General features: G+C 75.2%; 12 protein-coding genes and 2 tRNA genes. 10 read left to right on the top strand and 4 right to left on the bottom strand.

The window, feature by feature from the left end; all coding sequences use genetic code 11:
* Positions 1–110: 110 nt before the first annotated feature.
* Entirely contained in the window at positions 111–881 is a 771-nt protein-coding gene (locus AC1050_RS04480) for an SDR family oxidoreductase (RefSeq protein WP_482386171.1), read from the top strand.
* A 27-nt stretch (positions 882–908) separates the two neighbouring features.
* Here AC1050_RS04480 and AC1050_RS04475 read toward each other — a convergent pair whose 3' ends face one another.
* Positions 909–2,429: a peptide MFS transporter gene (locus tag AC1050_RS04475; protein WP_482386170.1), complete on the bottom strand. Its 1,521-nt coding sequence runs from the start codon at positions 2,427–2,429 to the stop codon at positions 909–911.
* A 264-nt stretch (positions 2,430–2,693) separates the two neighbouring features.
* Here AC1050_RS04475 and gad point away from each other — a divergent pair, with 264 nt between their 5' ends.
* Entirely contained in the window at positions 2,694–4,112 is a 1,419-nt protein-coding gene (gene gad / locus AC1050_RS04470; protein ID WP_482386169.1) for a glutamate decarboxylase, read from the top strand.
* On the top strand, positions 4,109–4,774 hold the full coding sequence (locus tag AC1050_RS04465; RefSeq protein ID WP_482386168.1) for a YrhK family protein: 666 nt from the start codon (positions 4,109–4,111) through the stop codon (positions 4,772–4,774). Before gad ends, AC1050_RS04465 begins: the two co-directional genes overlap by 4 nt.
* On the opposite strand, the gene AC1050_RS04460 is transcribed toward AC1050_RS04465, so the two are convergent.
* Positions 4,753–4,829 (bottom strand) — tRNA-Ile (locus AC1050_RS04460). The genes AC1050_RS04465 and AC1050_RS04460 overlap by 22 nt on opposite strands.
* Before the next feature lie 80 nt (positions 4,830–4,909).
* On the opposite strand from AC1050_RS04460, the gene AC1050_RS04455 reads away from it, so the two are divergent.
* The 5 genes from AC1050_RS04455 to AC1050_RS04435 all read left to right on the top strand — a co-directional run bounded on the left by AC1050_RS04455 (position 4,910) and on the right by AC1050_RS04435 (position 8,590).
* Positions 4,910–5,416: a hypothetical protein gene (locus AC1050_RS04455; protein WP_482386167.1), complete on the top strand. Its 507-nt coding sequence runs from the start codon at positions 4,910–4,912 to the stop codon at positions 5,414–5,416.
* A 72-nt stretch (positions 5,417–5,488) separates the two neighbouring features.
* A tRNA-Asn gene (locus AC1050_RS04450) sits at positions 5,489–5,564 on the top strand.
* A 191-nt stretch (positions 5,565–5,755) separates the two neighbouring features.
* Entirely contained in the window at positions 5,756–6,394 is a 639-nt protein-coding gene (locus AC1050_RS04445) for an SRPBCC family protein (RefSeq protein ID WP_482386166.1), read from the top strand.
* 54 nt (positions 6,395–6,448) lie between these two features.
* On the top strand, positions 6,449–6,763 hold the full coding sequence (locus AC1050_RS04440; protein ID WP_482386165.1) for a hypothetical protein: 315 nt from the start codon (positions 6,449–6,451) through the stop codon (positions 6,761–6,763).
* A 72-nt stretch (positions 6,764–6,835) separates the two neighbouring features.
* Positions 6,836–8,590: an HNH endonuclease signature motif containing protein gene (locus tag AC1050_RS04435; RefSeq protein WP_482386164.1), complete on the top strand. Its 1,755-nt coding sequence runs from the start codon at positions 6,836–6,838 to the stop codon at positions 8,588–8,590.
* Positions 8,591–8,832: 242 nt separating this feature from the next.
* Here the strand turns inward: AC1050_RS04435 and AC1050_RS04430 are convergent, their stop codons facing one another.
* Positions 8,833–9,786: an ATP-dependent DNA ligase gene (locus AC1050_RS04430; RefSeq protein ID WP_482386163.1), complete on the bottom strand. Its 954-nt coding sequence runs from the start codon at positions 9,784–9,786 to the stop codon at positions 8,833–8,835.
* A gap of 128 nt (positions 9,787–9,914) precedes the next feature.
* Between AC1050_RS04430 and AC1050_RS04425 the strand changes: the two genes are divergently transcribed.
* A complete protein-coding gene (locus AC1050_RS04425; protein WP_482386162.1) occupies positions 9,915–12,290 on the top strand; it encodes an HAD-IC family P-type ATPase in 2,376 nt (791 codons plus the stop codon).
* Here the strand turns inward: AC1050_RS04425 and AC1050_RS04420 are convergent.
* Positions 12,271–13,296: a S66 family peptidase gene (locus AC1050_RS04420; protein ID WP_482386161.1), complete on the bottom strand. Its 1,026-nt coding sequence runs from the start codon at positions 13,294–13,296 to the stop codon at positions 12,271–12,273. The genes AC1050_RS04425 and AC1050_RS04420 overlap by 20 nt on opposite strands.
* A 173-nt stretch (positions 13,297–13,469) precedes the next feature.
* On the opposite strand from AC1050_RS04420, the gene AC1050_RS04415 reads away from it, so the two are divergent.
* Positions 13,470–14,033: a hypothetical protein gene (locus tag AC1050_RS04415; RefSeq protein WP_482386160.1), complete on the top strand. Its 564-nt coding sequence runs from the start codon at positions 13,470–13,472 to the stop codon at positions 14,031–14,033.
* Positions 14,034–14,245 lie beyond the last annotated feature (212 nt).

Here is a 14,245-nt window from a genome sequence, read left to right as displayed (position 1 = left end):
CCGATTCTCGCGAGGCCCACCGATCTGCGGGTGGGCGTCGCGAGAATCCGCAGGCGATGCGGCCGTAGGGTCGACGCAGCCCACGACCCACCCACCGAGAGGACCCGAGCATGTCCGAGAGCACCCCCACCCCCGCGCCCGGCCGGCAGCGTGCCGTCGTCACCGGCGCGTCCAGCGGCATCGGCGCGGCCACGGTCCGCCGGCTGCGCGCCGAGGGGTGGGACGTCGTCGCCGTCGCGCGCCGTGCCGACCGGCTCGAGGCCCTGGCCGCCGAGACCGGTGCCGAGGCGTTCCCCGCCGACCTCACCAGCGACGACGACGTCGCCCGGCTGGCCGCGCACGTCGAGGCGACGGGCGGGCTGACCTCGCTGGTCAACAACGCCGGCGGCGCGTTCGGCCTCGACCGGGTCGAGGACGCCGACGTCGACGGCTGGCGCCGGATGTACGAGGTCAACGTGCTCGGCACCCTGCGGATCACCAAGGCGCTGCTGCCCGCGCTCAAGGCCAGCGGCCGCGGCGACGTCCTGGTCGTCACCTCCACGGCGGCCATCGGCCCGTACGAGGGCGGCGCGGGGTACACCGGTGCGAAGCACGCCGAGCGGATGCTCACCACCACGCTCCGCCTGGAGCTGATCGGCGAGCCCGTGCGCGTCATCGACATCGCCCCGGGCGCGGTCGCCACCGAGGAGTTCTCGCTGGTCCGTTTCGAGGGCGACGCCGAGCGCGCCGCGAAGGTCTACGAGGGCTACGACCCGCTGGTGGCCGACGACATCGCGGACGTCATCACGTTCGCGCTGACCCGCCCGCACCACGTCAACATCGACACCCTCGTGGTCCGCCCCCGCGCCCAGGTCAGCAACACCCAGACCGCCCGCCGCTGACCCGGACGACGGAGCCGCACCCGGGGGTCACGTGCCCGCGGTGACCGAGCCCTCCAGCTCGTCCGCGTGCCGGATGTGCCGGCCGACCCACGGCGACAGCAGCAGCAGCGCCATCGCGAACAGCAGCGCCACGGCGCCGATCCCGCCGAAGTAGGCGGTGTCCGAGGCGCCCTCGGTCGCCTTGATCAGCTGCGCGGTGATCGCCTGCCCCGCGGCCGGCGCGAGGAACCACACGGCCATCGCCTGCGTCCGGAACGCCCTCGGCGCGAGCAGCGTGGTCGCCGCGAGGCCGACGGGGGACAGGCACAGCTCGCCGAGCGTCTGCACCACGTAGACGACGACCAGCACCCAGGCGGGCGCCTTGCTGTCCCCGATCAGCGCCGACGCCGCCGACATGATGAGGAACGAGATCGCCGCGAGGCCGAGCCCCATGGCGAACTTGGTCGCGGTCGGCGGGCGGTCGTGGGTCTTCGTCCAGATCCACGCGAACACCGGCGCCAGGATGATGATCGACAGCGGGTTGACCGACTGGAAGAACTCCGGGCTGATCGTCACGCCGAACAGGTCCAGGTCGGTGCGGTTCTGCGCGAACGAGGCGAGCGTGGTGGCGGCCTGCTCGAAGATCATCCAGAACAGCATCGCCGCCACGAACAGCGGGATGTACGCGATGACGCGGGGCCGCTCGGCGTCGGTGACCTTGGGCGACCGGTACATCGCCACGAAGTACGCCACCGGTGCGATGAACGCCAGGTACGACATCGTGTCGATGAACGTGTCCAGGTTGAACCCGCCGGACACGACGGCTGCGATCAGCGCGACGACCACGATCCCGCCGGCGATGACCAGCAGACCGCGGACCAGCTTCGGGCGCTCCTCCGGCCGGATCGGGTTCGGCGCGGTGCCGCCCGCGCGGCCGAGGTACTTGCCGCCGGCTACGAAGAACACCAGCGCGATCGCCATGCCGACCGCCGCCACCAGGAACCCGGCGTGGTACCCGCCCCAGGCCCGGGCCGCGCCGACCAGGAACGGCGCCGTGAACGACCCGATGTTGATGCCCATGTAGAAGATCGAGAAGCCGGAGTCGCGGCGCTCGTCGTCGCGGGCGTACAGCTCGCCGACCATGCTGGAGACGTTCGGCTTGAGCAGGCCGGTGCCCAGGGCGACCAGCGCGATCCCGAGGTACGACGCGGCCTCCGCCGGCACCGCCAGCAGGACGTGGCCGGCGGCGATGATGATGCCGCCGTACAGGGTCGACCGGCGTGAGCCGATCAGCCGGTCGGCCAGCCAGCCGCCGACGACCGAGAGCAGGTAGACGCTCGTGCCGTAGATCGACACCAGCGCCAGGCCGGTGCGCTCCTCGATCCCGAGACCGCCGTTCGCGACGGTGTCGGTCAGGTAGTAGAGCAGGATGGCGCGCATCCCGTAGTAGCTGAACCGTTCCCACAGCTCGGTGGTGAACAGCGTCATCAGACCCCGGGGGTGGCCGAAGAACGCGCGATCGCCCGCCAGCTCGCCGGCAGGGCGCTCGTCGTGGGCCGCGGTGGACATGGTCGGGTCTCCTGACGTCGCCGGGTCCGCCGTGCCGCGAAACCCGCCCACCAGAATGTGACCGACGCTCGCCCGGCTGCAACAGGACGATCGGCCTACGCACGCCCCCGAGGCTGGAGGGCCTGTGAGCGGCCCTGCTACGTTCGTCCCGGTTGCGCCGTCCGCGCCGCCGCAGCACCACGTCCCGACGGGCCCCCGCCGCCGCACCCGTACCGCTGGACACGACGGCGGCGTGCGCGCCGCCCTGCTGCATCGGGGACCCATGTGAGCGACACGAGCAACGGCCAGACCGCGCTGCCCATCCACGGCCGGGCGGGCTTCCGCACGGCCATCGACCGCACGCACTTCCCGGAGCACGGGCTCGACCCGGACGAGGTGTACGAGCTGCTGCACACCGGTCTCATGCTGGACGGCCGCGAGACGCTGAACCTCGCCTCGTTCGTCACGACGTGGATGGAGCCGCAGGCCGAGGCGCTGATCCACGACACGCTGCGCAAGAACCACATCGACCACGAGGAGTACCCGGTCGCCTCGCTGGTCGAGGAGGCGTGCGTGCACATGCTCGGCGACCTGTTCCACGCGCCGGACCCGGCCACCGTGGTCGGGGTCGCGACCATCGGGTCGTCCGAGGCGATCATGCTCGGGCTGCTCGCGCACAAGCGCGCGTGGCGGAACCGCCGGGAGGCCGCCGGGCTGCCGACGGACCGGCCGAACGTCGTGTTCGGCGCCGAGACGCACGTGGTGTGGGACAAGTTCGCCAACTACTTCGACGTCGAGATGCGCAAGATCCCGATGCGCCCGGACCGGTACACGATCTCCGCCGAGGACGTCGAGAGCCGCGTCGACGAGCGGACCATCGCCGTCGGCGCCGTCCTGGGCACCACCCACGTCGGCGAGGCGGACCCGATCGCCGAGATCGACGCGCTGCTGGTGCGGATCAAGCGCGAGCGCGGGTGGGACGTGCCCCTGCACGTCGACGGCGCCAGCGGAGCGTTCATCGCGCCGTTCGCCGAGCCGGACCTGCTGTGGGACTTCCGGCTCGAGCAGGTCGCGTCGATCAACGCGTCCGGGCACAAGTACGGCCTAGTCTACCCGGGCGTCGGCTGGCTGGTGTTCCGCGACGGGACCAAGCTGCCCGAGGACCTGGTGTTCAGCGTGAACTACCTGGGCGGCGCCCAGCCGACCTACACGTTCAACTTCTCCCGCGGCTCGGCGATGATCCAGGCGCAGATGTACAACTTCCTGCGCCTCGGCCGCACCGGGTACACGGCGATCGTCGAGAACATGCTGGCCAACGCCCGGTACCTGAACGAGGCGCTCGAGGCGACCGGGCGGTTCGAGGTCCTCAACCCGGGCCTGGCCGAGCCGGTGGTCACGTTCCGGCTGGCGGACGACCCGGGCTTCGACGTCTACCACCTGTCGGCGCGGCTGCGGGAGACCGGCTGGATCGTCCCGGCGTACAGCCTGCCGCCCGACGCCGAGGACGTGCACCTGATGCGCGTCGTCGTCCGGCTGGACCTCAGCCGGATCATGATCGACCAGCTGCTGCGTGACCTCGACCTGGCGTACACCGACCTGCAGAAGGAGTCCCCGACGGAGCGCGCCACCGTCAAGGCCGACCTCTGGACCGCGCCCGGGCACGCGGCGGCGCAGAGCAAGGCCCGGACCGGCCTAGGGTCGTGACCGGGACGACCCGCCACGCCGGCCGGAGGCCCGCGCCGAGCCGGGCGAGCGTCCGGCTCGGCGTGCTGTTCGGGATCGGCTCGCTGTGCTTCGCGGTGGGCTCCCTGCCGCTGTACTTCACCGAGGTGAGCCCCACGGTCGCCGCGTGGACCTTCGTCGTGGGTTCGCTGTTCTTCACCACGGCGGCCGCGTTCCAGCTCGCCGGGACCCCGCGTGCCGAGCGGACGGACTGGTGGGCGTCGCTGGTGCAGCTGGTCGGCACGGTCTGCTTCAACATCAGCACCTACGCGGCCACCCGCGGCCTCGACACGGCCGAGGCGCGACGGCTGGTGTGGGCGCCGGACGTCTACGGGTCGATCTGCTTCCTGGCGGCCAGCGTGCTGGCCGTGGTCGCGGTGCGCGCCCGGGCGCGGTCCGGCCCGCTGCAGCCCCTCGACCGGCGGGTGGCGGTGCTCAACCTGGCCGGGTCGGTCGCGTTCGGCGCGGCGGCGGTCGCCGCCCGCTACGTCGGCGACACCACCGAGGTCGCGAACGTCGCGCTGGTGAACTCCGGGACGTTCGCCGGGGCGGTGTGCTTCCTCGCCGGCGCGGCGCTGCTGCCGGTCGCGTCCGTGCGGGCGGCGACGGGCGGACCGGGCGGTGGTGGGCCAGGTGGGGCTTGAACCCACGACCGACGGATTATGAGTCCGCTGCTCTGACCGGCTGAGCTACTGGCCCCGACGGCCGCCAGGGTACGCGGTCGCGCCGGGTGGGCGCCGGGTCGGTGCCGTGCCCGCCGCCGACTACGGTGGTGAGCCGTGCCGCTCTTCTCCCGCCGCCCCGCGATGCCCGACGACGTGCGCCGTGCCCTCGACCTCCCGCCGGGGGACAAGGTCCTGGCGACGGCCGCGACCGGCGACCGCTGGCTCGCCGCCACGCGACGCGCGCTCTACGTCGCCGACGCCGGCACCGTGGAGCGGCACCCGTGGTCCGACGTGGACCGCGCGTCGTTCGCCCCCGAGCCCGCGGCGATCACGGTGCACTGGGTCACCGGCGCCGTGCAGGAGCTGCCGCTGACCCCGCCCGTCCCGGTGGCGTTCGCGCAGACGCTCCGCGAGCGGGTGCAGTCGTCGGTCGTGCACGTCGAGACCGTCACCGTGCCCGGCGCGGGCCCGGTGCGGGTCGCGCTGCGCCGCGGCGAGGACGGCGACCTGTTCACCCAGGTCATCGGGTCGGGGCGGGTCGACCTCGCCGACGCGGGCGTCGCGGCGCTGCTCGACGAGGCCGAGGCCCGGGTGCGCGCGGCCGCCGGGCTGCGGTCGTGACCCGTCCGGCCGGGCCGGTCCCGGACGTGTCCGGAGCACGGTCCAACGGCTGCTAGAGTTCTTCCCGCACGATCCCTCGTAGCTCAATTGGCAGAGCATCCGACTGTTAATCGGACGGTTACTGGTTCGAGTCCAGTCGAGGGAGCCAGCCGAACGGCCCGTCACCTGCTGCATGCAGGCGGCGGGCCGTTCGCGCACGCCGGCACGCGGGCGGACGACGTGCTCCCGCACAGTCGTTCGTGTCGCCTACGGGAGCGACCGCGTCGGCCCGGGCAGACGGAGCCCCGGGGGACCTTCGGGCCTGGCGGCGGCCGGGGCGCGACTGGTGGAGTGAGGCGCATGACCGCCTCACGCGCCGTGCGCCCGCTCCTCGTCGGGGTGGCCGCGGCCGCCGGATACGCCCTCGCCCGCCGGCGCGCGCTCCGCTGGGGCGCCACCGGGAGCGAGCTGGCCGTCGGGCTGCCGGGTGACGAGCTCCTGCCCGACGCCGACCTGGTCGCGACGCGGGCGATCACGATCGGGGTGCCGGCCGAGCAGGTGTGGCCGTGGCTGGTCCAGCTCGGGCAGGGGCGCGGCGGCTTCTACAGCTACGACGGACTCGAGAACCTGGTCGGGCTGGGCATCCGCAGCGCCGACCGGGTCGAGGAGCGGTGGCAGGACCTCGCCGAGGGCGACCTCGTGCGCCTGGGCGGGGAGATCGGCCTCACGGTGGCGCGCCTGGAACCGCCGCACGCCCTCGTGCTGCAGGGCGCCGGGCCGTCGCTGCCCGACGAGGACCTGCCGCCGTTCGACTTCGTGTGGGCCTTCGTGCTGCGCAGCGGCCCGCTCCCGGGTCGGTGCCGGCTCGTCGTGCGCGAGCGGTACGCGCACCGGGAGCCGTGGGCGCGGTGGATGGTCGAGGCCGTGTCCTGGGTGAGCCTGCTCATGACCGAGCGCATGCTCCGCGGTGTGCGGGACCGTGCCGAGGGCGCGTCGTGAGGGGGGCCGTCGGAGCCCGTGGCGGAGGCGGCTCGCTGGAGCCGGGTCTGCGGCGTGCTGCGTCGGTTCGCGAACCCCGTGCAGGGCGCGGGGGAGGCGCGGCTGACCGGCCCGCTGTCGCGGCCGACCGGCGGGCGTGACGACGTCGTGGTCGCGGCCCAGGTCGACGCGGGGGTTCCGAGGCGGGTCGACGCCCCGGTCGACGCCGCGGCCCCCACCCAGAGCGACGCCGGGGTCCCGACCCAGGTCGACGCCGGGGCCTCCACCCAAGTCGACGTCGCGGCTCCCACCCGCGTCGAGAACGGGTCCGACGGACGGGGCGGGGCGCCGCGGCGTCCCGCAGCGGGCGACCCCGGCCGCAGGCCCTGAACCGGGCGGCGGCGAGGCGTGTCAGAGGCTCCCGATAGGTTCGAACACGTGTTCGATCATCGGGAGGTGGAGATGGACCGGTCGGTTGCGGCGCTCACGACGGAGCGGCCTGGCGGGAGCGGCGCGTCGCCGTGCGACCGGTTGCTCGAGCTGCGCGCCGACGTCGACCGGCTGGTCCCCGCGCTCGCGGATGCCGGCTCGTGGTCGCAGGGCGAGCGGCGGTCCGCGCTGCGGGCCGTGGACGGTCTCGTCGCCGCCGCCTCCGCGGTGCGCGCGCACCTCCTGCTCGCCGAGCGGGACGCCGGCGGCTGGCGGGCGTCGGGTGCCGCGTCGTTCGCGCAGTGGCGCGGCGCGCCGCCGGGTGCCGGCGGTGCCCGGGTCGGGACCGCCGGCACGGGCGCAGGTGCCGCGGCGCGCGAGGAGCGCCAGGCCGAGGCGCTGGTGGGACTCCCCGCGGTCGCCGACGCCGTGCGTGCCGGCGAGCTCGGGTTGGCGCACGCGAGCGTGATCGGTGCTGTCGCCGCCGACCCGTCCGAGCGGGTCCGTGCGGCCGCGGTGTCCCCGAGCGGTCAGGCCGAGCTCGTGGCGCTCGCCAGGGACCAGGGCGTGCCCTCATTCGCCCGCGCCGTCCAGCGGTGGGCGGCCACCCACGACGAGGACGCGCTGGAGAACGCGCACCAGGCGCAGCGCCGAGCCCGGTTCCTGCATCTCGGTACGTCGGACCAGGGGACGCGGATCTCCGGGCGCCTCGATGCGGTCGCCGGGCACCGGCTGCGCCTCGCGCTGGAGGCGGTCACCCCGCGGCCCGCGGCCGACGACGACCGTACGAGCGAGCAGCGCGCTGCGGACGCCCTGGTCACGCTGGCCGAGGGCGCCCTCACCGAGCCGTCCACCGCACCCGGGGCTGCGGTGCGACCGCACGTCTCCGTGCTCGTGCGGGAGGAGACGTGGCGGCGGCACCGACGACACCGGGCCGAGGGCGAGCCACCGCGCGACGGCGGACTGACGGCGGGCGGAGCGACGGGTGCCACGACGGTGCCGGGTCCGGCCGGTCCTGCCGACCCGGCGACCTGGGAGGACGGGACGCCCCTGCCCCGCAGCGAGGTCGACCGCGTGCTGTGCGACTGCGACGTCACCCGCGTCGTGCTGGACGCCGCCGACGCCCCGCTGAACCTCGGCCGCACGCAGCGGACCTACACGGGGGTGCAACGTCGGGCGGTGATCGCCCGGGACCGCTCGTGCCGCTGGCCGGGCTGCGCCGCTCAGGCCCGGTGGTGCGAGATCCACCACATCCGCTGGTGGGGGCGCGACGGCGGCGAGACGTCCGTGGGCAACGGCGTCCTGCTCTGCAGCGTCCACCACCACGAGGTCCACCGCCGGGACCTGGCGCTGTCGAGGGTCGGCGCGCCGGTCCGCGAGACGCTCGCCCGGGACCGTGGCGACCGCCGAGGTCGTGCGCGGACGCGTGGTGGTTCTGCGCTCGCGGAGACCGACGCACGCGACCCGGGCGGTGGCGCGCGCTACCGGTTCGTCAGCGGCGACGGGCGCGTGGTGGCCGGACCGAGCTGGACGCCGCCGCCCGAGACTGCCGGGGGGCGTCCGTCTGCCGGCTCGGCACCGGGTACGACCGGGTCGGCACCAGGTGGGGACGGTGCAGCGGGACCGGCATCGGCACCGGCATCGGCGACGGCGACGGCGACGGCGACGGCGACGGCGAGCGTGCGCACCGGCACGGCGACGGCGCGCGTCGACCGGACCTGGCACACCGGGGCAGGACGACCGTCCTCCCGGCACCACCAGGACGCGTTCGACGGGATCCCTCCGTGACGCACCGGGTGGTCACCGGTGACGCGACGGCTCCCGGAGCACCCCGAGCGGCGCGACCCGGACCGAGCCACGAAGCTGCCGTCAGCCCGTGGTCGTGCCGTGCGCAAAGACGTCGGGAGGTGGCCGAGCCTTGCCGCGCCCGGACGCGTCGCGGATCGAGGCCGGCCGTCACGTCCGCGCGTGGTCACGCCCGACCGGGTGCGCGGTGGTGGTCCGCCTGCGCGGGCCAGTGGCGTGCGACGTCAGGCGCAGCCCGCCAGGACGGCGTCGGGCTCCACCTCGAGCGGGTGCAGCTCGGGGCGAGCGCGCAGGTACTGCGCCGGCCGCGCGAGGGCGCCGCCCGACCACGGGACGTCGGCGGACACCTCGACGACGATCGGGGCGATCGCGGTCGCGATGCCGGATCGCGGACCGTCCGGGCTGCCGAGCGGTGTGATCTGCCGCGCCAGCTCGAGCGAGGCGACGGTCCCGAGGGAACGCGAGCGGCCGACGGGGACCAGCTCGCCGTCGACCGGCAGCGCGAGCAGCAGCGCCCCGGGCTGGGACGCGAATCCGGTGACCGCGGTGGCGACCAGGTCCACGGCGGCGTGGTGCTTGACCTTGAGCCAGTCCCGGGTGCCCGCGCGATAGGGCTGGTCGAGCCCCTTCGCCACGAGGCCGTCGACGCCCTGGCCGGCGAAGTCGCGGAACCAGCGGGCGGCGACGTCGACGTCCCCGGTCAGCGCGGACGTCGTCATCGGGCCGGTCCAGCCGGCCGCGAGCTCCTCGAGCGCCATCCGCCGCTCGATGAACGGCAGGGGGCGCAGGTCGTGGTGCTCGCGCTGGATCAGGTCGAAGGCGATGAACCCGGCCGGCACGTGCTGGGCGAGCGAGGCGGGGTACGAGGCCTGCAGACGACGCTGGAGCGCGCCGAAGTCCACGCGGCCCAGCAGCTGGACCACGAGCTCGCCGTCCAGCACGGTGCCCGTGGGCACCTGGTGGCCGACGGCGCGCGCGACCTCCGGGAACGCGGGCGTCAGGTCGGACCCGTGCCGGGTGCGCAGCAGCGTGCGGGGGCCGTCGGCGAGCGCCAGCACCCGCATGCCGTCCCACTTGGGCTCCCACGCGGTGCCGCCGGGCAGGCCGGTCGTGTCGTGGAGGTGGGGCACGGCACGTGCCAGCGCCAGGCCGCTCGAGTCCGGGGGCACATGGGGCACGGTGCGGACCTTACGCGGATCCGCCGTCCGATACATGGTGTTTTGCCCGTTTTCCCTCGCGAGAGTGGCGCGAGCACTCAGCCCGGGCAGGTGACCACCCGGAACCGGGTGCTGGCTAGGGTCGGTCCATGACGCGCACGGAGGCTGGGCAGGCGGTCGGCCTGACGACGGCGCAGGTGCGCGAGCGGGTCGACCGGGGTCAGGCCAACACGGTCGCGGCCACCACCAGCCGCAGCTGGGGCGACATCGTCCGGAGCAACGCCTTCACCCGGGTCAACGCGATCTACCTGGTGCTGCTCGTCCTCGTGCTCAGCACCGGGCACCTGCTCGACGGCCTGTTCGGGCTGCTGATCGTCGTGAACTCGACGGTCGGCATGGTGCAGGAGGTGCGGGCCAAGCGGACGCTGGACCGGCTGGCCGTGCTGAACCGCGTGCAGGTCACCGTGCTGCGTGCGGACGGCACCGTGGTGCTGGCGCCGGCCGAGGTGGTCCTCGACGACCTCGTGCGGGTGGCCGCCGGCGACCAGGTGCCCGTGGACGGGGAGCTGGTGGACTCGTCGGGGCTGGAGGTCGACGAGTCGCTGCTCACCGGGGAGTCCGAGGCGGTGGTGCCGGTCGCGGGCGACCGGGTGCTGTCGGGGAGCGTCGTCGTCGCCGGGTCGGGCACCGTGCGGGCGACCGGTGTGGGGGAGCAGGCCTACGCCGCGCGGCTGGCGCGGGAGGCCTCGGCGTTCCGCCGGCCGTCGTCCGAGCTGCGCGCGGGCATCGACCAGATCCTGCGGTACGTCACCTGGGCGCTGGTCCCGGTCGCCGCCCTGACGATCGTCAACCAGCTCTGGATCAACGACCAGGCCCCGTCGGACGCGTTGCGCGGCATGGTCGCGGCGCTGGTGCCGATGGTCCCGGAGGGCCTGGTCCTGATGACCAGCGTCGCCATGGCGGTCGGCGTGATCCGGCTGGGCCGCCGGCAGTGCCTGGTGCAGGACCTGCCGGCGATGGAGGCGCTCGCCCGGGTCGACGTCGTGTGCTTCGACAAGACCGGCACGCTGACCGAGGACGGCATGCGGCTGCGTGCGGTGGAGGTGCTCGACGGCGGGCTCGACGCCGACCGGGTGGACGACGTGCTCGCGACGCTCGGGGCGGCGGAGGAGCGGCCGAACGCCAGCCTCCGGGCGGTGCTGGAGCACGTGGGCGACCGCGAGCCGTCGGCGACCGAGCACGTCGTGCCGTTCTCGTCGGCGCGCCGGTGGGCCGCCGTGCGGACGACGGACGGGACGACGTGGGTGCTGGGCGCCCCCGACGTGCTGCTGCCCGGGCACCCCGCGCAGGCCCGCGCGACGGAGGCCGCCGACCAGGGACGCCGGGTGCTCGCGCTGGCTCGCGCCGCGGGGCCGTGGTCCGGCACGGAGCTGCCGCCCGCGCTCCAGGCATCGGCGCTGCTGGTGCTCGACCAGCGCGTGCGCCCCGAGGCCGCGGGCACGCTCGACTTCTTCGCCCGGCAGCAGGTCGCGGTCAAGGTGATCTCGGGCGACGCGCCGAGCGCGGTCGCCGCGGTCGCCGAGCAGGTCGGCGTGCCGCACGCGCGTGCCACGCTCGACGCCCGGGACGCGCCGACCGACCTCGAGGAGCTGGCCGACGTGGCCGAGCGCACCACCGTCCTCGGGCGGGTCGCGCCGGAGCAGAAGCGGTCCCTGGTGCGCGCCTTGACCGCCCGCGGGCACACCGTGGCGATGACCGGCGACGGCGTCAACGACGTGCTCGCGCTCAAGGAGGCCGACGTCGGCGTCGCCATGGGCAACGGCAGCCCCGCCGCGCGCGCCGTGGCGCGCATCGTGCTGCTGGACAACAGCTTCGGCACCCTCCCGCACGTCGTGGCCGAGGGGCGCCGGGTGGTCGCGAACATCGAGCGGGTCGCCACCCTGTTCCTGTCCAAGACCGTCTACTCGGTGCTGCTCGCGCTCGCGGTGGCGCTGAGCGGCGTGCCGTTCCCGCTGCTGCCCCGGCACGTCACCCTGATCGCCTGGTTCACCATCGGCATCCCCGCCGCGGTGCTGGCGCTCGCGCCGAACCACGCGCCCGCCCGGACCGGGTTCGTCCGCCGGGTGCTCACCTCGGCCGTGCCCGGTGGGATCGGGGTGGCGGTCGCCGCGTACGGCGCGTTCGTCGTCGCCCGCGCGGTGGTCGGCTCGGGGCCGGACGAGCACGTCCGCACCGCCACGGCGGCGTTCCTCGCGCTGGTGCTGGTCGCGTTCGACGTCCTGGTGGACGTCGCCCGCCCGCTGCGGCCGTGGAAGGCCGGGCTGGTCCTGGCGATGGTCGCGGGGATGGCGCTGGCGGTGCTCACCCCGTTCGGGCAGCGGGTCTTCGTCCTGGACCCGACGGACCCGGGGGTGGTGGCGGTCGCCGTCGGCGCCGGCCTGGCCGGGATGCTGGTGCGGCGGCTGGTACGGGTCGTCCTGCGCCGGGCGGCGGACCGGCGCGGGCTCACGCCAGCGTCTGCGTGAGGCGGAACGCCCCCGGCTCCGCCCGGACCTCGGCCAGCGCGCCGTTCACGAGCGCCAGGTGCGGCGGGACGTGGCCGCAGTCGACGTCGAGCAGCACCGGGACGCCGAGGTCGCCGAGCGCGTGCCGGACGGCGTCCCGCTGCGAGAACGTGCCGGACTCGGGGGACAGGGTGCGGCCGATCAGCACGGCGCTCGCGGCCTCGAACCAGCCCGCGTGCCGCAGGCCCCAGAGGGTGCGGGCGACCTCCGCCGGCTCCAGGTGCACGGCCTCCAGGTAGACGACCAGGCCCTCCGGCGCGTACGTCCCGGCGAACCCGGGGACGTCGCCGTAGGGGGTCCCGGCGAGCCGGGGCACGACGTCCAGGCAGCCGCCGACCAGCCGGCCCGTGACGGTGCCCGCGGTCGCCTCGTCGAGCAGGGACCACGTGCCGGGGGTGTCGAGCGTGCGCTCGGTGACCGCCGGGTCGGCCACCCAGTCGTCGAAGCCGTCCCGGCGGTGCCGCACGGACGGCCCCTGGTCGAACCGGGACCCGGACGGCAGCCGGACGACGTCGAGCCACCCCACGAGCGGTTCCGGCACCCGGTAGGGCGTGTCCATCAGGTTCTGCCCGTGCAGGGTCGCGACGCCGGTGCGCAGGGTCAGCGCCAGCAGCAGCACGGACGTGTCGGACAGCCCCACCAGCCAGGTGGGGTCGTCGGCCAGCCGGTCCCAGTCGACGTGCCCGAGCAGGTCGATGCCCAGCTCCCCGCCCCAGGGCGGCACGACGGCCCGCACCGCGGGGTCGGTCAGCAGCGCCACGAGGTCGTCCGCGCGGTCGCGGGCCGGCGCGCTGACGATGCCGATGCCGTCCAGGCAGCGGCCGAGGACCGGGTCCAGGCCGTGGTCGCGCAGGGTCGCGAGGGCGACGTCGAGGCGGGGGCGCAGGTCACGGGCGACGCCGGCGGACGGGGCGGTCACGCCGACGCGGTCGCCGGGGACGAGGGGGGCGGGGAACCGGAGGGGCACGGGTTCATCGTGGCGGGACCGGGCCGGCTCCCTCAAGGGCGATCTCCCTGGCCCTCCTCGCGCCCCGCCGAGGGCCCGCGGGCGCCAGGGCGGCGGCGGTAGCGTGGGCGTCGGGGCCCGGCGCGCCGGGGCTCGACACCCGTCAGCGCCAGCCGGACGACCAGGAGCACCTCATGGTTCACGACCAGACGCCCGCCGCCCTCGCCCGTGCCGTGACTCCGGGACGTCGCCGCCGTCGGGGCGCGTCCGCCGCTGCCCTGGCCGCCGCGGCGCTGCTGCTCGTCGTCGGGTGCGCGAGCGGCGACGCCGGCGGCTCGGAGACGACCGAGCCGCCCGCCACGACCGAGCCGGCCACACCGGAGCCGCTGACGCTGACCGCCGGGTCGACGGTCGTCGGCCTGCCGGACGACCTCGCGGCCCCGCCCGCCGACGCGTCCGCGGGTGCCGCGCGCACCACCGACCCCGCCCTGCTCTACGTCGTGACGTTCGGGTCGAGCACCTGCCCGGTGGTCGCGGACCCGACGGCGACCTCGACCGGCGAGGGTGCCGTCGAGATCACGTTCCCCGAGCCCGGTGACGGCATCTGCACCCAGGACTACGTCCCCGCGACCACGGTCGTGGCCCTGCCGGACGGCGTCGACGGTGCGGGCGAGCTCACTGTGGCGGTCGGGTCGTGGGGCGAGGTGACGCTCCCCGCGGGGTCGGACGAGCCGGGCTGGGTGCTGGCCGAGGGCTGAGCTGGCCCACGGCTGAGCCTGGCGACGCGCCGGAGATCGTCGACGCGCCGAGGGTCGTCCCCAGCGAGGACGACGACCGGCCCACGGCCGGTGGCCCCGTCGTTAGTGTCGGGACCTCAGCCGCGCCCAACCCCCGAGTCCGCCCTCCACCTCGACCTCCGATCCCGACCCTCGAGCCGACCTCGGCTTCCGACCCGACCTCAGACCACGAG

It is taken from the genome of Cellulomonas sp. NEAU-ZC6, assembly GCF_056844425.1.
The sequence above is the reverse complement of the archived record's forward strand: the minus strand, read 5'-3'. Positions and strand labels throughout refer to the sequence as shown.

Bases quoted from the DNA above. Each gene is read 5' to 3' on its own strand.
- AC1050_RS04415 (WP_482386160.1), top strand. From the start codon at position 13,470: ATGGTTCACGACCAGACGCCCGCCGCCCTCGCCCGTGCCGTGACTCCG.
- AC1050_RS04445 (WP_482386166.1), top strand. From the start codon at position 5,756: ATGACCGCCTCACGCGCCGTGCGCCCGCTCCTCGTCGGGGTGGCCGCG.
- AC1050_RS04475 (WP_482386170.1), bottom strand. From the start codon at position 2,429: ATGTCCACCGCGGCCCACGACGAGCGCCCTGCCGGCGAGCTGGCGGGC.
- AC1050_RS04480 (WP_482386171.1), top strand. From the start codon at position 111: ATGTCCGAGAGCACCCCCACCCCCGCGCCCGGCCGGCAGCGTGCCGTC.
- AC1050_RS04425 (WP_482386162.1), top strand. From the start codon at position 9,915: ATGACGCGCACGGAGGCTGGGCAGGCGGTCGGCCTGACGACGGCGCAG.
- AC1050_RS04435 (WP_482386164.1), top strand. From the start codon at position 6,836: ATGGACCGGTCGGTTGCGGCGCTCACGACGGAGCGGCCTGGCGGGAGC.